Genomic DNA, 19,236 nt, shown 5'->3' with positions numbered 1-19,236 from the left:
GTCGGTTGAGGAAGACCGGCCACCGCCATTGCTGCCGCGGTCCCACCATCTGCATCTTTGCGAGCAGAGTCAAGACTGTTTTGGAGACTCTGGACCTGACTATTTGTATAGTTGTTTGCTTGATTCAACGTATTGCTCATCCCCGAATTGAGCTGTTGGACGTTCACCGCGTCAGTGGGCTGCGTACCCGGCGCGACGTTGATGATCTGGCGCTGCTGCTGGTCGCTGCCGACCGACACGACGTTCTGACGGCCTCCGTCCGTCGAATTCGCGCCGATCGATACCGAATTTGAACCCGCGGTGACGGTCGGGACGTCGGTACCCTTTCCGTTCACGTCAGCAGCAATGCCGATGGTGTTGGCGGTATGCGTCTGGCTGTTGTTGATTGTCGTCGACAACTGGTTCAACTGGTTGTTGATGTTGGTCACGCCGGTCGACAGCGAGGCCACGTTGCTGTTCGTCGTGCTCAGGCCGGTGGACAGCGAACCGATGCCGGTCGAGGTCGACGTCGACAGCGAGTTGACGTTGCTGTTCGTCGCGCTCAGGCCCGTCGACAGCGAGTTGATCGCGGTCGAGGTCGACGTGGACAGCGAGGCCACGTTGCTGTTCGTCGCGCTCAGGCCGGTCGACAGCGAGTTGATGCCCGTCGACAGCGACGCGACGTTCGACGCGGTCGACGTCGACAGCGTGTTGATCGCGTTGTTCGTCGCGTTGAGCTGGCTGCCGTTGATCGCGTCCGTGCTGCTGGCCGAGATCCGGCCCGCGGCGACGTTCGTGATCTGGCGTTCCTGGCCCGGTGCGCCGACGCTCACCACGCCGACCGGCGAGCCGCCTGCGAACGGGTACGTAACGCCGCCGATCGTGGCGCTCGACGTCGGGTTCGCGGCGCTCGTGACCGAGTTCGCGCCGAGTGCGATCGAGTTGGCGACGTTGGCCTGTGCGTTCGTGCCGAAGGCGAGTGCGTCGGCGGCGGTTGCCTGCGCTGCCGAGCCGTACGCTTGCGCGCCGGTGGCGCTTGCCGTGGCCTGGTTGCCGAGCGCGATCGTGTTGTCCGCGGTGGCCTGGTTCGAGCTGCCGAGTGCAAGTGCGCTCGCGCCGTTGGCCGTGTTCGCGTTGCCGAGCGCCACTGCGCCGTTGCCGGTCGCCGTGTCGTTCGCGCCCATCGCCACCGCGCCGGTACCCGTTGCGATGCTCGGATCGCCGATCGCGACCGCGCCGTCGCCGGTTGCCGTGTTGCCGGAGCCGATCGACACGGCCTTGCCGCCCGTTGCCGATGCGTTCTGGCCGATGGCGACCGCGCCCGCCGTCTGCGCGTTCGAGCCGTCGCCGACCGCGACGCTGCTGGCGCCTGCCGCGCTGGCGTTCACGCCGGCCGCGAGGGCGTTGGTGCCCGTTGCGCCCGTGTTGTCGTAGTTGCCTTGCGTCGTGCCGTTGTCGTTGACGCTGTAGTAGTGCGTCTTCGCGGCGTTGATCGCGGTCGAGGTCGAGGTCGACAGCGAGGTGATCGAGCTGGTCGCCGACGACAGGCCCGTCGAGGTCGAAGTCGACAGCGAGGTCATCGAACTATTCGTCGAGCTGAGGCCGGTGGACAGCGAACCGATCGAGCTGTTGGCCGACGAGAGGCCCGTCGAGGTCGAGGTCGACAGCGAGATGATGGAGCTGTTCGCCGAGGACAAGCCGGTCGAGGTCGACGTGGACAGCGACGTGATGGAGCTAGTCGCCGACGAGAGGCCGGTCGAGGTCGAGGTCGACAAAGAGGTGATCGAGCTGTTAGCAGACGACAAGCCGGTCGAGGTCGAAGTCGACAGCGAGGTGACCGAGCTATTGGTCGAGCTGAGACCCGTGGACAGCGAACCGATCGAGCTATTAGCCGACGAGAGACCGGTCGACGTCGAGGTGGACAACGACGTGATCGAGCTGTTTGCCGACGAGAGGCCGGTCGAGGTCGAGGTCGACAGCGAGGTCACCGAACTATCCGTCGAGCTGAGGCCCGTGGACAGCGAACCGATCGAGCTGTTGGCCGACGACAGACCGGTCGACGTCGAGGTGGACAACGACGTGATCGAGCTGTTTGCCGACGACAGACCAGTCGACGTCGAAGTCGACAGCGACGTGATCGAACTGTTAGCCGACGAGAGGCCGGTCGAGGTCGAAGTCGACAGCGAGGTGACTGAGCTATTGGTCGACGAGAGGCCGGTCGAGAGCGAACCGATCGAACTGTTGGCCGACGAGAGGCCCGTCGACGTCGAGGTCGACAACGACGTGATCGAGCTGTTAGCCGAGGACAGACCGGTCGACGTCGAAGTCGAGAGCGAGGTGACCGAGCTATTGGTCGACGAGAGGCCGGTCGAGAGCGAGCCGATCGAGCTATTGGCCGACGACAGGCCCGTCGAGGTCGACGTCGAGAGCGACGTGATCGAGCTGTTAGCCGACGACAGACCGGTCGACGTCGAGGTCGACAGCGAGGTGACCGAGCTATTGGTCGACGAGAGGCCGGTCGACGTGGAAGTCGACAGCGAGGTGATCGAGCTGTTGGCCGACGAGAGGCCGGTCGAGGTCGAGGTCGACAGCGAGGTGATCGAGCTATTGGCCGACGACAGACCCGTCGACGTGGAGGTCGAAAGCGAAGTAGTCGAACTATTCGTCGAGCTGAGGCCAGTGGACAGCGAACCGATCGAGCTGTTTGCCGAGGACAGGCCGGTCGAGGTCGAGGTCGACAGCGACGTCACCGAGCTATTCGTCGAGCTGAGGCCTGTGGACAGCGAACCGATCGAGCTGTTTGCCGACGAGAGACCTGTCGAGGTCGAGGTCGACAGCGAGGTCACCGAACTATCCGTCGAGCTGAGGCCCGTGGACAGCGAACCGATCGAGCTGTTGGCCGACGACAGACCGGTCGACGTCGAGGTGGACAACGACGTGATCGAGCTGTTTGCCGACGACAGACCAGTCGACGTCGAAGTCGACAGCGACATGATCGAACTGTTAGCCGACGAGAGGCCGGTCGAGGTCGAAGTCGACAGCGAGGTGACTGAGCTATTGGTCGACGAGAGGCCGGTCGAGAGCGAACCGATCGAGCTGTTGGCCGACGAGAGGCCCGTCGACGTCGAGGTCGACAACGACGTGATCGAGCTGTTTGCCGAGGACAGCCCCGTCGAGGTCGAGGTCGACAGCGAAGTCACCGAACTATTCGTCGAGCTGAGACCCGTGGACAGCGAACCAATCGAGCTGTTTGTCGACGACAGGCCGGTCGACGTGGAAGTCGACAGCGAAGTGACCGAGCTATTGGTCGACGAGAGACCGGTCGAGAGCGAACCGATCGAGCTGTTAGCCGACGACAGACCCGTCGAAGTCGACGTCGACAGCGACGAAATGGCGCTGGTTGCAGTACCAACCTGTTGGACGACCGAATACAGCTGGCTGCCGTTGATCGCGTCGGTACTGGTCGACGTTACCTGGCCGGCAGCGACGTTGGTGATCTGCCGTTCTTTGTTGTGGTCACCGACACTAACGGTGCCGACCGGCGAGGCGCCAGCAAATCCGCTGAACGTAACGCCGTTAATGGTTACGCTGCTTGTCGGGTTAGCCGGGGCGGTCAACGAGTTGGCGCCGAGCGCAACGGAGTTGTTCGTAACGGCGACTGAACCAGGGCCGATGGCGACAGCGTCGATGCCAGTCGCGGTGCTGTCGGCGCCGGTAGAGTTCGCGTGGAAGTATTTGATGCCCTGATTGTTGATATTATCGATTGCCGAGCCAACGCTGTTGACGGTCGACGTCGTGCCGTCCGCGTTGTAAGTCGTGTACGCCGGCGCGGAAACCGTCCCGGTCGTCGGGTTGTACGCAGCGCCCCCACCGAGTGCCGACGCCACGCTGTTGCCAAGATTGTTCGTCGTGGTCGCAACCGTGCTGAGGCCGGTCGACGTGGAGGTCGAAAGCGAGGAAATTGCGCTGTTAGTCGATGAGAAGCCCGTCAACATGGAAGTTGACAGCACAGCGATGCCAGTCGAGAGACTGACGTTGCTTGTACTGAGTTGCTCAACTGTCACTGCATCGGTAGGAGCGGAGCCGTCGGCTACGTTAGTGATACGACGATTTGTCACTGCGGTGCCGCCACCCACAGATACTTCCGAGGTCGGCGCAGCTTGATCTGTGATGTAACCTGACCCTGTCGGTGCTGACGCACCTGTTGTACTGCCCGCACCAATCGCGACGCTGTTCGCATAGCTTGCAGTTGCCGAAGAACCTAGCGCAACCGCCCCAGACGCACCAGACGCAATGGTTGAACTACCTACGGCAACGGAATTGACTGCTGCTGCAGTTGCATTGATGCCAATTGCCGATGCATTTGTTGCAGCAGCCGTCGCAAAAGATCCCAATGCGGTCGCCCCAGTGGCTGATGCGGTCGCGTACCCTCCCACCGCAGACGCATACCCAGAAGTTGCAGTTGCATTCGCTCCAACCGCAGTTGCGTTACCGGTCGCACCGCCATTGGCGACTGCGAAAGCCCCCGCAGCAAGGTCGAACTGCGCCGCCGCCACCGAAGCACCACCAAGAGCCGTGCTGGTATATCCACTCGAAGTCGCAGAATTTCCAAATGCCGTGCTGAAGTCAGCGCTTGCGGTCGACAAGGCTCCAAACGCCGCACCGCTAAAACCATTCGCGATTGCTCCGAACCCGACTGCTGTCGAACTCATCGCACTGGAAGTCGCGGAAAGGCCGACAGCCATCGATTCTGAACCACTCGATATCGCTCCATTACCTATTGCAATGCCATAGGTCCCAGTACCTTTTACAGTTGCCGTATTCCCAATGGCCACCCCCTCGTCTGCCCCGGCTGCAACCGAAGCGCCGTTGCCAAGGGCAACGGCATTCTGCGAAGCTGCGGACGCCCCGGTGCCCGCAGCAACGGAGTCAATCCCCGTTGCCCCGTTATTGGCATAGTTTCCTCTTTGTGGACCACCGTCGTTCACGCTGTAGTAATGCGTCGACGCTGCTGCCGCTGCTTGAGCAAGCTTATAAAGTTGGCTCCCGTTTACACCGTCAGTTGATGTCGCAGAAATCTCACCGTCCGCCACACCTTGGATCTGCCTACTTCCAACAGCGACTACTCCATTAGTCGGTGCCTGATTAACGGTGAAGGTTGCGCCTCGAAATACACCGTTCGCCGTTGTCCAATTCGTAGTCGAGTGTGTCGCGTTTGCGACGCTGCCGGAACCGATCGCCACGCTGTTTGCCAGCGAAGTCGTCGCGGAAGTACCGATTGCAATTGCGCTCGTCGTTCCGGCGTTAGCCTCGCTTCCCAGTGCGATCGAATCTGCTCCGGTTGCTTGCGCGCCTTTGGTTGTATCTCCTCCAATGGCGATTGCGTTTGCTCCACTCGCAATGGTCGCATTCGTGGCGTCGCCATTTCCACCAAAGCCCAGAGCAACTGAACCATTTCCGATCGCCTGCGCCCCAATTCCGAGCGCAGTGCTACCCGTTCCAGACGCTGTGTTAAACAATCCAATCGCGATCGCGCCTGCGCCCGACGCCGTATTGGCTATACCCAGAGCTGTGGAACCAGCCAGGCCAGAGAGATTATTCATACCAATGGCGGTCGATCCCATACCAAATGCCCGATTACCACAGCCACCGGCAAATGAATTGAAACCCCATGCCAACGTTGCCTGGGAACCCGCGGGTGACACCCCGCCACCAGAAATTCCCGATGCACCGCTGTAATAGCCGATCGGCACCCCGTTCCATGTAATGTTGTACGCTGGCACCCCGGTCCATGCAACTCCAGGATCGGTTGTTTGTGACGTCGTTCCAAGCGTGAATGCGACGTTTGAGGTGGTTAGTGCAGTTTTGGAAGGACTCAGACTCAAACAGTCATCGTCGCCCGTGATTGCGACGCCTTGCCCCGAAGAGCCAATATAACTGTTGCCTACCGTTCCGGTTGTAGAACCCGAAGCACCAATCGAGTTGGAGCCAGTCGTATTGCCACCTCCGTTTATTACACCAGCGAAAACGGGCGCGGGACTAATTCCTCCGCCAAATAAGGATCCTATTGCAAGCGTGATTGCAAACGTCCGACTCGTTGCAAGCATCTCCATGATGTTGGAGGTCCGAGATGAATGTGCCCTCCCCTGCTTAGCGCGCACATGCTCGGATGCGACAACGTAGTTTCCACTAGCTTTGCACCAGATAACTTTGAATACTTTATTCATGTCCACCCCAAACCGCGCAAAATCACCCTCATTCAAATCGACAAATTAAATCGATTTGATTTGGATTATTAATTATTGACTTCATTCAAAGCGATACGCTCACATCACACTTAATACACATCTCCAATGTATGAGCCCCGATGCCGACAATATTGCGACGCCATACCTTACAGTTACATTGGCAACAATTAAGGCCTTGCCAATATTTAGGTTATGACGCCACTCAGGCATGGTATTGCCAATTAATATTAAATCGGCTTACAAATGTTTAAAAACTTAAAATTTTACAATGATTATAATATAACCACACCGCCAGTAATATCAATTTGTGTATTTTTTTAAAATAATCATCATTTTTTGTTTTTATAAAAAATCATTCAATTGAAAATCACACCCCCGCAAACGTTTAATCTATCTTTGCACATCGCAAAAAAAATGGCTTCCGATCACCAGGCCGCATAAGGTCTACGCCACTGCATTCAGCCAATCGCGATTCGATAGATTGGATGCCCTCCACGGTCTTTGAGCAAGGGATGCAGATGTCATCAATGTAGATTTTTCGACCTAGCTCAAGCGGTTGTACTTTCGAAACGTAAACTGGCGATGCGAGATTACCTGACATAAGGATCTGCGCCGAATCTCCGCACGCACGAAATTACACAAGATCGACGTGATGAGGCCCCGAAAACGTTGCGATTGGGTGGTATGCTGTCGACCAGCTCAAGCCCAAAGGCCAACGTTCAGAAGGCGCGCTAAACACCGTAGCGTTCGTATCGAAAAGGGAATCCGGGCGGCTGTATCGACAGCTTGAGCCGCGTCTATGTTCAGTCCGACCAGATGAGCCATTTCATGCGAACTCGTCGCCGCCTTCGCCCGGCGGATGGCCGTCGCGCGGGCGACCAGCGGGACGGCTTCGAGTTCCGATGTGACAACGGCGAACCGCCGCGCGTGACGTTCGCGTCGGAGTGCTGCGACCGAGAGACCGTGAGCTTGGCGGCTATGACGGCGGGCCACAACGGGTGACATCGTGCGCGACGTGATGCTAGCGGCAGGGCAAAATCGGTTTGCCGAGAAACTGCAAATATCGTCCGAGATCGAGTGGCTGACCAGCAACGTTTCGGGCTATACGGTCGACGACACGCGCCGGATTGCGACGGACATTGGCCTGAAGCCATTGACCATGCTGGCGTGCGGCCCGTAACGGTATGGCCGAGAGTTTCGCGAAGACCATGAAACGTGATTACGCCGCCTGTTAGTTGATGTCGGACGCGGCGACTGCTGCAAAAAACTTGGCCGTCGCGTTCGAGCATTACAAGGAGAAGCAGCCCCACAGCGCGCTGAAATACCGCTCGCCTCGCGGGTTCGGGCGCTCGATAGATTCAACTACTTTAGCGTGAAGCGGTTTCCGGCATTACAGGGTCGATTCCACAATCAGTTGCCAGTAGGCGAAGGGAGAACTAATGGTCATAGTACGAACGCACCACACAACCTAGGCAATATGCATCGTCAACGCAGCCATATTTGCCGGTACTTTACTCGAACGCTTCAGCACGCTTGATTGGCCGCTATGCTAGGCCCCGTCGCAATGCGCTTTCCGCATAGGGCTGCGTTTTCAAGCATTGATCAGACTATTGCAAATTACTATATCCTTGCCCCACCGGAGTACAACGTGAAGGTCCTATCCAGTGCAATGATTTGCGCCACTCTGCTGGCTGCTGCGGCGTCGGCTAGCGCCGCTGGGTGTCTAAAAGGTGCAGCGGCGGGCGGTGTAGCAGGCCATGTTGCCGGTCATCATGGCGTCGTGGGTGCCGCTGCCGGATGCGCAATCGGTCACCATCACGCGGCGAAAAAGGCAAAAGCCGCTAGCACGCCGGAGGAACTTCGCAATAACGGCTGACGCGCCGAGGCGCGCCCAACCGCCGAGATGATGGCCGCACCACAAACGTGCCCTATTTATCACGCTCGCCTTTCCGTTGTCCAGCGCAAAATACTCACTGAGTAAAACATATGCGGCTACCATTCGATGAACTATTTGCCAACACCTCAACCGAAGTGCTTTCCAATGAGGCGCGTGTCCCTTGCAAACCGAATTCGGACAGGTCCGGAACAACGACGCTACCGGAACGAGAAAACCGGATTGCGGATTTGCGAGACTTCTTTGCAGCCACAGCCCTTCAAGGATTGCTTTCAAGGGATGCCGGACGCAACATTACAGCAATCGCAGATTATGAATCCAAGAGAGCGGCAAGCGCTTACAAGCTTGCCGACGCAATGCTAAAAGCGCGCTGACGAAGCGACGTCAGCGTCCGAGCGGCTCACTGAGTATTTCGCTCGGTGAGCGTAAGAACCTATCAGGTGTGCGATTCACGGACATCGTTTCACTTTTTAGTGCGCCGTTTCCATTGCGTGCCGGAGCTCGAGGCCCCGTTAGGGAGACGCGAACTCCAGCACGAGCCGGTGATGTTCGGAGAGAGTCTTGTCGACGCGCCATTCGCGGTGTCGAATTCGCTCTTTCGATTCGTCGTAGGCACCGCCCACCTCCTCCGCGAGAGGTGTGACTGCGCCCAACTCCGCGATACGGTCGATGGGCGTCTTACCACCAAGTGAGCCGTGCGGGCGCCGCCAGTTGTAATCGAACTGCCACTCCTCAATGCGTTGGTCGATCGCATCCTTGGTCGGCGGATGATGCGACCAGAATTCGTTGCGGTCGGTGAGCTGTGAACGCTCGACCTTGCCATTGAGGTGTGGCGAGCGTGGCAGGATCGGTCGGAATTTGATGCATTCGCTCATCAAGCACCGCTGCACCGACTCGGCGAAAAACTCAACACCTCGGTCGGTCTGGATACGCTGGATCGGAAACAGCATCTCCTAAATCACGCGATCAAGAAAAAGCAGCGTATTTCGGGCATTTCTGCGTGGGTATATCGCCAGTACCCGGAATCTCGAACAGTCGTTGATCGCCGTTTATTGGTACGCACCTCGAGCGATTCTCATCGTGTCCATCTGGACGCGGTCTCCAGGCACCGGTCGGATATAGCGTTTCGGCTGCGCCGGTCGCTTGGATCGAATCAACGGCTTTGCGTCCGCCTCGCTCAAGATCTGGCGAATGGTCGCGACAGATAATTCTCGTTGCTCGTGCAGTCGCAAATCATCCTGGATACGCCGTGCGCCTTTGCGTTCGACACGCAATCGGAGGATCGTCGCCCGATCAGCCGCGGAAACCTACTGGTTGGAGCTGCGGCGTGGACGACGGATGCGAGACTGGAGCCCCGCTTTTCCAGCTTCCTGATTGCGGCGTAGCCATCTGCGAAGTGTCGGTCGAGATATGCCACATCCCGCGCACACGAGGCCGGCATTGCCGGTCTCGTGATACATGCGTACCCAACGTAATCGCGCGGCGATTTGTCAGTCCATCGCTTCATTTTAATTGAAACGATGTCTATGAATCACACATATCAGTAGCCGCGCGCGACGAGCTTTGACCGGGTCTCAGCATCCTCCACTCAGCGCACAATCTCTCGGGAGGCCCTCCCGATAAGGGCGACTAGGGCGGCACGACACGCGGTCATCGCAACCCGTCGGGGACCTAGAATTACGCAGCCAGCAAGCGCCACACCGATGGCCGTTCCTGTTGGACCGGCTATGGACGGCAACCCTATCCCCTGACCAGAGCGTGATTTCCGCTGTAACACTTCGATTAAGTGACAACACGCTGACAATTCGGCGCGTGTTGCGGCCATGTGAGCAAGGATTGCCCGACGCTTTGATTCCAGCGAGGCATCGCCATTCTTACGCTTCATCAAAGGCGCTCCTTAATGGCTTGGATGTCACGCTGCAACTCGTCACCGATAACGGAAAATGTGCCAAGCTCTTCGCGTGTGCGCACGACAATGAACGTGCCAACGGCTGCAAATATCCAGAATCCCGCCACGGTCCACGCCGTTTCGATCAAGTACGGCGTCTTCGCGGCACTGACGATCGCTGCGATGCACACGAACGCAAGCCCGAACATAGCGCTTAGTCCGAGCACTGCATACAGTATCAAGTCTCGCAAGAAGCGCCGTTTGGCCAGATCGAACTCGACTGCTGCAAGGCTCGCGTAATCAGACAAGCGCAAAACCGAAAATCGCGCGACGTTCTGCCACTTCCTCATTGTTGAGAACCAAATCATGGCGTGCTCCGGTGCAGGCCACTACACACCGCGTGCCGATGGGCAACGGCCGATCAACGCTTTGACCAAAGCGCACCGATGACAAAGCTCACCGCCGCGATAGTCAACAGTGTCGTGACAGGATTATTGGCGGTAACGTCGCGCACCTGTTCAAGCGCCTCGCCGTAAGATTGCTGAGCCTTGCCGGCCACTTGACGCAACTTTCCCTCAAGCTGCATCTCGGGATCGCCGACCGCGTCGCCGACCGCTTCTTGTCCCTTGCCAGCCAGATTGCGTACGATACCGTCCGTTTTTTCAAACATATTCGACCTCCGGTTCAATTGTATTACCCAAATCGAGCTCTCAAAATCGAGCTCTCAACCCACCTAGATACAGTTCTACTACATCGACAACATCATCCGATTTCCTATGAGAAAGTATAGAGACAGCATAGGATCGCGAATCATATTCAAATGCACTGGGATCCTTAGTGCATTTGTGGGGGGCACGACAATGCAGCCGCCTGCACGTTGCCTTCACTGTCGAACAGAAACCTCTGCGTGTACTTTCCGAGTATCGGACGAGTCTCCGACTCACTCGAGGGCTAACGCGCCAACATACGAAGGGGTCGGTACGCGGACGGTCTTCCGAAATAGCGGAAAACCGCCACGCGCGCGTCGACCGCCGTTCCTCATCGGCTAATCAAACAGTTACTGAACATGGAACTTGGGTGACGTGGCAACAGTCCCGCTGACCGTACAGTCCGGCGTCAATACAGCATTGTTGAATGTCAACGAAGAGCTCGGATCGTTCCATGCCGTCACCACCTTGCTCGGACCGCAGGTGCCGAGCAACGTAACATTCACCTGAGCGTTATTGATCGAAAGTTGCGTCGTGTTATCTGCTTGACCGGTCCACGGCGACCCACTACTTGCACTGCCGCTAATTAGGCCGCATGTCGCACCGCCCGCGAATGTCGTCGACGTGATAGTTAAGATGCCGGTCGACGTGATCGTTCCGTTGAAGGTGGACGTACAGGACGCGTTGATTGACCCTTTGCTGAGGCTTGTGATGCCCGACGCGGAAAAAGGCTCGCCGTTCGGGTTCATCGGCTGACCGTCGGCCCGCGTAACGGTAACTGCGAAAGCAGGCGCGGCCGAAACCGCGGTGAAAGCCACTGCAGCAACAAGCGATACGATTTTGCGAATGCTCATTTGAACTGCCCCCTCTCTTCACAAATGGCGGCACGCCGCCAGGAACGCGACCTCCCGGCCGAAAAGGTCCGGCCAGCCAGTCGCAGGAAGCCGCCGACGCGCGTCATGCGCACCGGTCGGCTCAGAACTTGTAGGAAATCCCGACGAACGTGATCAGCGGATCGGCCTTCAGCCGCGTGCGCGTGGTGGCCAGCGTGGAGCCGTCGGCCGCCTTGATCACGAGCGACGAGTAGGTCTTCAGCGGCATGTACGTCAGCGTTGCCGTGAGCCCCCAGTGCTTGTCGATCGCATAGCTCGCGCCGACGTTGTAGACCGGCGTGAACGACGACGACGCCTTTCCCTCCACCGATGTCGGCCCCGGCTTGCCTGCGCCGGCCGCGAGCACGCTGCCGAGGTTCTCGTTGATGTCCTTCGCGAAGTTGCCGTTCAGTTCGATGTTGCTGAACCAGCTGTAGGCCACGCCGATCCCGACGAACGGCCGGAACCGCGCGGTCGACGAGTTGAAGTAGTACTGCAGAATGATCGTCGGGCTCCACTGCCGCGCGTTCTTCACCGCCGGCTGGTTCGCCGGGTTGTCCATGTTGACGCTGCCGAGCGCACCGGCCGGGCCGGGCGGCCGGATCGAGCCGTGCCCGGTCAGCGTGAACTCGGGCGGCACGCCGAGCACCGACGTCACCGCGATATGGTCGGTGAAGAAGTGCGTGAGCGTGAGGCCGACGGTATCGGCGTTGTTGACCGTCAGGCTCGTGCCCGGCGACGTGAACGACCCGGGCAGGCGCAACGGCCCATTGATCGGCATGCCGGCAAGATTCGTCGTCAGCCCGTTGGTCGAATCCTGCGGCATGATGTGCAGCCAGCCCAGCGTCGCGACGTTGTCGCCCGCCTGCTGGGCCGATGCGAGCGTCGACACGCCTGCGACGACACCCGCGACAATCAGCTTCTTCATGAAGTCTCCCCTCATTCTGTCCGGGCGCCGCGCATCTGCGCGCGGCGCCACCGTGTCTCCATCCAGGCGTGCGTCACTGCACGAATGCGCCGACCGTGAAGTACGGGTTGCTCGTATCGTTCATGTCGAGGAACCCGAATACGCCGCCGGTGAACACGAACTTGCCGGTCGCCGGCCCCGACGCCGCATCCGCATGCACGGTCGTGACGACACCGGGCACCTTCTGCGTGTAGTCGAGATTCAGCGCACGCGTGAGCGCGGCCTGCGACGCATTGAACGGATCGAGCAGCGTGGCCTGCGCGCCGACGAGCGCGGTCGCGCGGTAGTTGAACGCGCTGTCGACACCCGTGTACTCGCCGTTCTGCGAGCCTTGCGCGATCGCCGTCTGCGGGCTCAGGAACGAGATGCCCGATTCGTCGTCCGCGCTCGGCGGGCCTTGCGTGAGGTCCGCGTTGGCTGCACCCGTGCGGATGAAGATCGGCACGAGCTGGTTGCGCAGCTTGCCGACGATCAGGATCCCCTTGCCGGCCTTCGCCGGATCGACCGCCGCGAGCGTCGGCGGAATCTGCGGCAGGTAGTTGAGCGACTGGAACGCCGGCGCATCGGGCCGCAGCGTGAACGGCTGGTTCACGGTCGCGCTCGATGCAAGCGGCTGCCCGCCGTTCTTCTTGCCGAAGTTGTCGGTCTCGACGTAGCTGCCGTCCGCGTTGATCGTCACCTGCTGGTCGAGCGCCACCGGCTGGAAGCTCTGCGACGGCACCTGGTGATAGCCGAGCTGGTTGTACTTGCCGGCGATCTTCGTCAGGTCGGTTTCCAGCGACGAGAAACTGATGAACGGGTAGTACGGGAACGTCGTCTTCGTGATCTTGCCGACGCCGATCACGCCGTCGAACTGAATCGTCGCGCCGGGAATCGCGCCGCCCAGCACGCCCTCGCCGAGGAACAGCCGCGCGGGCCGGTTCGGGTCGAGGCTCGCGTTCTGCATCCGGAACGTGCACTGGTTCAGCTTCACCGTCGGCAGCCCCGTTTCGTCGGCGAGCGTGCCGTCGACCACGTTGGCCGGCGTCGTGTCGCGGGTCGGCTGCACGGTGCCCGTGGTGGTCGGCACCGGAGATGCGAGATACGTCATCCGGTACGTCATTTTCGTCGTGTCGAGCTGCACCTTCACGAGCTCGCCCGATCCCGACCCGCCGACGAACACCGTGTTGTAGTCGATCGTCTGCGGGCACAGCCGAACTACCGGTGCGGGCGGCGGGTCGCCGTCGCCGCCGCAGGCGGCCAGCACGGGGGCGAGCGACGCCGCTGCCATCCATTGCTTCAAATTCATAGGAATCCTCTTGAAATTCGATTCGCCGGCGGCGACGCATGCGCCGCCGGTTTTACGTGTTCAATGCAGGGTTACTGGACGAACGCGCCGACCGTGAAGAACGGGTTGACCTGGCTGTTGTTGACGACCATCGCGTAGACGTTGCCGGCCGTCACGATCCAGCCCGTATCGCCCTTCTTGAAGATCGCCAAGTTTCCGTTCGCGCCCTTCGCGATGAAGTCGCTGTTGGCCGTAACTCCGACTTTCCCAGGCGATACCTGTGCATAGTCCAACCCAAGCTGTGCTGTCACTGATGACGTTTGCGGATCGATCAATGCAGCCGAATTGCCTTGGAAGAGCGCCGACGTATAGTTTGCCGCGATACTCGACACCGCAGTGCCGTCCGAACAGTTACCTGCCGCCGGCAAAAAGAAAGTGCCATCGTACTTGCCCGGTAGGTCTGGATGTGACTTATTTCTGTCGAAGCTCGGCCCCGAATTTCCAGGTGCCCCCGACGGCCCATTGGACGTAACGACACCACATGCCGAGGCGCTCGTCGCACCGATAAATCCGCCTTTCAACACGTTGCTCTCGACGGCTCTCGCAGGTGTAAGTATTGAAATGCCCACCTCCGCATCAGCCACCGACGCAAGAGGGTTATTAGCTGCCGCATAAGAAAATCCGACTCGAATGACAACTGGCACCAACGCACCGTTCAGCTTTCCGACGATCATCACTCCGTGCGCCTGACTTGGTGTAAGAATCACGAGAGGTTGCTCTTGTCCTGCCGACGGATACGGCATCCCCGTTTGCGGGTGACTGACAAACACATTGTCTGGCGTACCGTCCGTGTTCTTGCGCAACGTCCATGGCATACCGGTTGTCTGACAGGAATAGTCGCTGTCTTGCGTAATCGTGCACGAGCCGTCCGCATTGAGCGTCTGGTTCCAGTTCACGACGTCTGGCTGCCAACCCTGCGGCACAGTGGTCTGGAATGAGGTGCCAGTCGGCGAAAGATGAAGGCCAACCTCGTTGTACGCGCCGGCCACCTTCTCGAAATCCGTTTCGGTGCTGCTAAACCCGATGAACGGGTAGAAGTCAAACGTCCGCGACGGCACCGCTCCGAGAACCACGCCCGGTACGAGTTCGATGCCCGAAAAGGCGATTGTGGCACCTGGAATCCCGCCACCCACGATCCCTTTACCGACGAACAGCATCGGAGGATCTGAGCGATTTATCGTTATCGCGTACGCACCATCACTCGTTGCACCACTGTCGAGCACGAACGCGCAGCGATTCTGCTCTGGTGTTGGGAGATTGGTCGGGTGATGGAACGCGCCGCTGATCGTCAGACCAGCGCGCGTGTTGTTGATCTGTCCTGCCGTGGTCGGTACCGACGAGTCGACGAACTGCATCTGATAGCTGAGATTCGTCGTGTTGAATTTCACTTTGATGTACTCGCCACTGCCGGCCCCCCCCGTATACGTCGTCGTGTAATCGAGCGCGTCCGGACATAGCTTTGTTAAAACGGGTGGCGTAGTCTCCGCGCCGCTAGGCCCGCATGCGGCGCCTGAGCACTGCGGCACGTTAATCGGCCCAGGGTCATCCCCCCCGCCGCAAGCGGAAATGAACGGTCCCAATACCAGCCCCATCACTGCTAGCCTTTTCCACGCAGGTATCACAATCATTGCTCGCTCCTCATCGGGCGCGAATACCTCCGCCCCTAACGGCCCCTAGCCCAACAATCACCGCTACACACGCTCTCAGCGAGACAGCATTCGTCCCGACTCCAGAGAGCCGCGTCGTGAAGGTGCCCTTCTAAAATCGTATGAAATCTACCTGCGCTTTTTCCATCTGTCGAAGAAGACATCCGTTTTCCCGTGCATGACGGAAATCGGCTCGCAATTCTGCCTAATAACGAACACCCATATATTTTCCCCAACCTCTTGGCGAATCGATCTCTTTATATGCGACGGCCTTGTTGACGCGACTATGATTTGCCAGCCCGATCATGTAAATGGACGAAAGATTCCAAACAACGGAACGCCGGATGACGCAAGGCACGTAACGAGGCAATGGTTATTTCAAACACACCCCACCATCCAAGACTAAGAATTATCTCAGGAACCCAAAGCGGCAGTATTTGTATTATTTTTTAAAATACATTTTCTAGAAAAAATGTAACGTATTACTTTCAAATTAACGTCCCCACATCAATGCCATCATGATTATCGACAGAATTGCATTTAACCCCGTTTATATTGAAGCACTCGTGCCGCCGTCAATCTCGACCTCCTTATGTCCCCTTCGAGCACTTAAGGTTTCGATGGCAAGAGCTTTGCTCATTGCAGACGCAATCTCTTTGGTCACATGCGATGGAAGCGACTGGAGTTGGCCCAGTAGGAATCGGCATTACGTCAGCTAAGATTTCTGAGAGTCCTTTAGAGACAGGAAGTTGTGAAGTCAGCGATATTTCAGCACACTACGGGCAAATCGCACCTGTCCATTGCGATGGACGCGGAAGCCGTGCGCGCTGACAAGAGCGTCTACTTCGGCTCGCTGGCCGAGATCGCCAACACGATGGCCAAGGCCGAGCGAGAGGGCAACCTGGCGCAGCGCGTGCGCTTCCTTGCCCGTAACAGCCTGCTCGTCGTCGACGAGATCGGCTACCTGCCCATCGGCTCCAACGGTGGCAATCTGTTCTTCCAGCTCGTCAACGCCTGCTACGAGCGCTGCGCGATCATCCCGACGTCCAATCGCAGCGTCGGTGAATGGGGCGACGTGTTCGGCGACAGCGTGGTGGCTGCGGCGTTGCTCGACCGGCTGCTGCACCACGCGATCGTCGTGCAAATCGAAGGCACATCGTACCGCCTGCGAGAACACGCCGATCTGCTGCCGGACCATCTGCGCAACCGTCCATCTTCCCTGAACCCGGTGCCCGCTCAACCGGCTCGCCGGCGTCCGGGCCGCCCCCGAAGGAATCCATTCGATCACGTCGCCGGTTGATCACCGTCCGAACAGGGTGGGGAATTTTACTTCGACACTTCTGGGGAAATTACGTCCGAGGATGACACCCACTCGAAGTGACAATGTAGGGAGTCGCTTTAGCGTGGTCATTGTCTTGCGGACCTGGTCTCACAGGTCTGTCGTGCCGACGACGCCCCCCGTTTTCAGTAGCACTGGGCTTTAGAGTCCGGGCGGGAATGCAACGCTTTCTCCGCCAGTTTCCGGGCGTAGGATGTGGGCGTTAATCCGCCCAGCGATTTCTTCGGCCGCTCCTCGTTATATTCCCGACGCCAATCCTCGATCACGACCTTGGCGTGCGACAGGCTGGTGAACCAGTGTTCGTTCAAGCATTCGTCCCGGAAGCGCTCGTTAAACGATTCAATGTAGGCATTTTGGTTCGGCTTGCGCGGCTCGATCAGAAACAACTTCACGCCCCGCTGATGCAACCAGGTCAGCATCGCCCGACTACAAAACTCCGCGCCGTTACCGGTCCGAATCGCCTGCGGCAAACCGCGATGCACGGCCACGCGATCCAGAATGCGCGTTAGCCCATGCCCGCTGATTGCACGCTCCGGCACAATGGCCACAGCCTCATGCGTTGCTTCGTCGACCACGGTCAAACTTTTGATCACGCGGCCTTCCGCAGTTCGGTCAAACACAAATCCATCGACCAGGCCTGGTTGGCCGCTGACGGCCTCCACAGTGGTTGACGGTCCGAGGCCGGCACCTTTCGGCGCACCTGCAATTTCTCTTCTGCATACAGCCGCTCGCCCCGCTTGTGATTCACCCTCTGGCCCGACTGCCGCAGCTTCTGATAAATCATCCCCGAGCCGTAGCGGCGATGCCGCTGAGCCAGTGCCACAATCTCAGCGCGCAACGACACATTGTGATCCGGAGCGGGCTGATGAGGGTAGGCGCTGGCGCTCATGCCGATAACCTGCAAGGCCCGACGTGCACTCAGGCCTCGCTGCGTCATATGGCGCACCACCTCTCGGCGTGAAGGGGCGCTCATCACCTTTCTCGCAACGCCTCGCGCGTGACCTCGCTTTCCAACAGTGATTCGGCCAGCAGCTCCTTCAGGCGCTTCGCGTCGGACACGCTCATGCCGCCGAACTTGCTGCGCCACAGGTAGTAGCTGGCTTCCGAGAAGCCGTGCCGGCGGCACTGCTCCTTGATCGGAATCCCCGTCTCCGCCTCCCGCAGGAAGCCAATGATCTGCTCTTCGGCGAACCGCTTCCTCATGTCCAATCTCCTGACTACTTGATTGGACTCTAAATCGTCGCGCTACTCAAATCGGGGGAGACGTCGCCGAGAATCTTGTCGACCATCTTTATTTCTACGTTTCTATTCAAGTTCAACTACCGCTTTCGACTGCCACTAGTACGTTTGCCAGCGCGTGCTGGCGGTCGACACGACACACAGACCCGTTTGCGACGAGTGTCGTGACGGTAAGCGATGAACTTCGCACCGCACTCAATACACTTCGTACACGATAGATCTCCATTTTCGACAAAGCGAATAAGCAACCAAGCCCTTGTCATGTCGAGAGACGTACAACACCCTGCAACATAGCACCGTTCACTGTACAGGCTGTATGCCTTCACCAGAGCATCTACCCTAGAACACTTGGCTTTGAATCGTAAAAAACTATAGATAGTATAAAACAGTGACGCATGAATATTCGCAATCCAAGTCAAGTACCAATCGCTTGAAAACGGAAGCAAGCCTTTTGGTGGGGACACTCCTCTCACCTCGCGATATAACCTCAAAAGTCGATCGCGTGGCATTGCTAGCTCGATCTCTAGCATTTGCGGACGAGCACCCAAACGAATCATTGCCACGGCATCTAGAATATCTTGCGCGCCATGGACCAGGCCATCCGAATTTGAGTCGCTATTCACGTAGCATCCTGAACGTGTGGCTCAGAACTTGCGAGTGCTGCTGCAGCATGTAAGTGGGCGATTTCGGCAGACGCATGTGATTTCGAGAGCGCCAGAAACGTTCCACATCGATTCAAACGCAACACACACACGAGCTGCCCCGCGGAGGCCAAATTCATCATTCGTTTTATGGGAAGCTCCTCGATTACGCTGGCAATCTCCGGCGTCACACCGAGTCGAAACATCGCCATCGCACGATCTGATTTCAGTAATTTTTGGGCCAACCATAGGTAAGAAATATTCAGATCTCTTATAGCATCGTGTTCGTCAAGAATGTTCATAATAAACCTTGATTGCAAGTTGAGCCGAATCAATCTAATAAGGCCAGCCTTTTATCTCGGCAATTAACAACAGATATTATTCAATTCCGCCTTCATCAATCAATTAATTCGATACCAGTTCGCAACATAAAAATATCCACGCAACCATAATGCTGCGATCACATGAATTTTGACGTATAGTCAATGT

At 58.3% G+C, this 19,236-nt stretch carries 9 protein-coding genes and 5 pseudogenes; 3 read left to right on the top strand and 11 right to left on the bottom strand.

The genetic code is table 11. The features are described 5' to 3' along the window. Positions 1-5 precede the first annotated feature (5 nt). Positions 6-6,206 (bottom strand): annotated as a pseudogene (locus G3N96_RS02890) (ESPR-type extended signal peptide-containing protein); the annotation flags it as partial. 897 nt (positions 6,207-7,103) lie between these two features. Between G3N96_RS02890 and G3N96_RS02885 the strand changes: the two are divergent. Next, positions 7,104-7,603, top strand: a pseudogene (locus tag G3N96_RS02885) (integrase core domain-containing protein); the annotation flags it as partial. Between the two features lie 272 nt (positions 7,604-7,875). Beyond that, positions 7,876-8,103, top strand: coding sequence for a hypothetical protein (locus tag G3N96_RS39060; RefSeq protein ID WP_254603412.1), 228 nt, complete (start codon positions 7,876-7,878; stop codon positions 8,101-8,103). Positions 8,104-8,633: 530 nt separating this feature from the next. Here G3N96_RS39060 and G3N96_RS02880 read toward each other — a convergent pair. The 7 genes and pseudogenes from G3N96_RS02880 to G3N96_RS02850 form a co-directional block, all read right to left on the bottom strand. Next, positions 8,634-9,581, bottom strand: a pseudogene (locus tag G3N96_RS02880) (IS481 family transposase). A gap of 424 nt (positions 9,582-10,005) precedes the next feature. Further along, a complete protein-coding gene (locus G3N96_RS02875) occupies positions 10,006-10,377 on the bottom strand; it encodes a phage holin family protein (RefSeq protein ID WP_174989824.1) in 372 nt (123 codons plus the stop codon). A 53-nt stretch (positions 10,378-10,430) separates the two neighbouring features. Then, the gene (locus G3N96_RS02870; RefSeq protein ID WP_174989823.1) at positions 10,431-10,679 is read right to left on the bottom strand and encodes a CsbD family protein; all 249 of its coding nucleotides are present in this window, start codon (positions 10,677-10,679) and stop codon (positions 10,431-10,433) included. Positions 10,680-11,066: 387 nt separating this feature from the next. Beyond that, complete coding sequence (locus G3N96_RS02865) at positions 11,067-11,570, bottom strand: activator protein (RefSeq protein ID WP_174989822.1); 504 nt, start codon at positions 11,568-11,570, stop codon at positions 11,067-11,069. A 121-nt stretch (positions 11,571-11,691) separates the two neighbouring features. Further along, positions 11,692-12,516, bottom strand: a complete 825-nt coding sequence (locus tag G3N96_RS02860) for an OmpW family outer membrane protein (RefSeq protein WP_071332061.1) — start codon at positions 12,514-12,516, stop codon at positions 11,692-11,694. A 73-nt stretch (positions 12,517-12,589) separates the two neighbouring features. Further along, a complete protein-coding gene (locus G3N96_RS02855; RefSeq protein ID WP_206136170.1) occupies positions 12,590-13,843 on the bottom strand; it encodes a DUF2957 domain-containing protein in 1,254 nt (417 codons plus the stop codon). 71 nt (positions 13,844-13,914) lie between these two features. Beyond that, positions 13,915-15,510 carry a DUF2957 domain-containing protein gene (locus G3N96_RS02850; protein ID WP_174985477.1) on the bottom strand — a complete coding sequence of 532 codons (1,596 nt, stop codon included), beginning with the start codon at positions 15,508-15,510 and terminating at the stop codon, positions 13,915-13,917. A gap of 796 nt (positions 15,511-16,306) precedes the next feature. Between G3N96_RS02850 and G3N96_RS02845 the strand changes: the two are divergent. Further along, positions 16,307-16,828, top strand: a pseudogene (locus G3N96_RS02845) (ATP-binding protein); the annotation flags it as partial. Between the two features lie 164 nt (positions 16,829-16,992). On the opposite strand, the pseudogene G3N96_RS02840 reads toward G3N96_RS02845, so the two are convergent. The 3 genes and pseudogenes from G3N96_RS02840 to G3N96_RS02830 form a co-directional block, all read right to left on the bottom strand. Further along, positions 16,993-18,070 (bottom strand): annotated as a pseudogene (locus G3N96_RS02840) (IS3 family transposase). A gap of 116 nt (positions 18,071-18,186) precedes the next feature. Next, a complete protein-coding gene (locus G3N96_RS02835) occupies positions 18,187-18,729 on the bottom strand; it encodes a FlhC family transcriptional regulator (protein WP_307873421.1) in 543 nt (180 codons plus the stop codon). Beyond that, positions 18,726-19,049 (bottom strand): flagellar transcriptional regulator FlhD, encoded by a 324-nt coding sequence (locus G3N96_RS02830; RefSeq protein ID WP_174985475.1) that lies wholly within the window; start codon positions 19,047-19,049, stop codon positions 18,726-18,728. The genes G3N96_RS02835 and G3N96_RS02830 overlap by 4 nt, the downstream gene beginning before the upstream one ends. Positions 19,050-19,236: the final 187 nt, after the last annotated feature.

The sequence above is a fragment of the Burkholderia sp. Se-20373 genome, assembly GCF_017104705.1.
In the GTDB taxonomy this organism is placed as follows: domain Bacteria; phylum Pseudomonadota; class Gammaproteobacteria; order Burkholderiales; family Burkholderiaceae; genus Burkholderia.
Note: the sequence above shows the minus strand (reverse complement) of the source record. Positions and strands in the feature narration are given on the sequence as shown.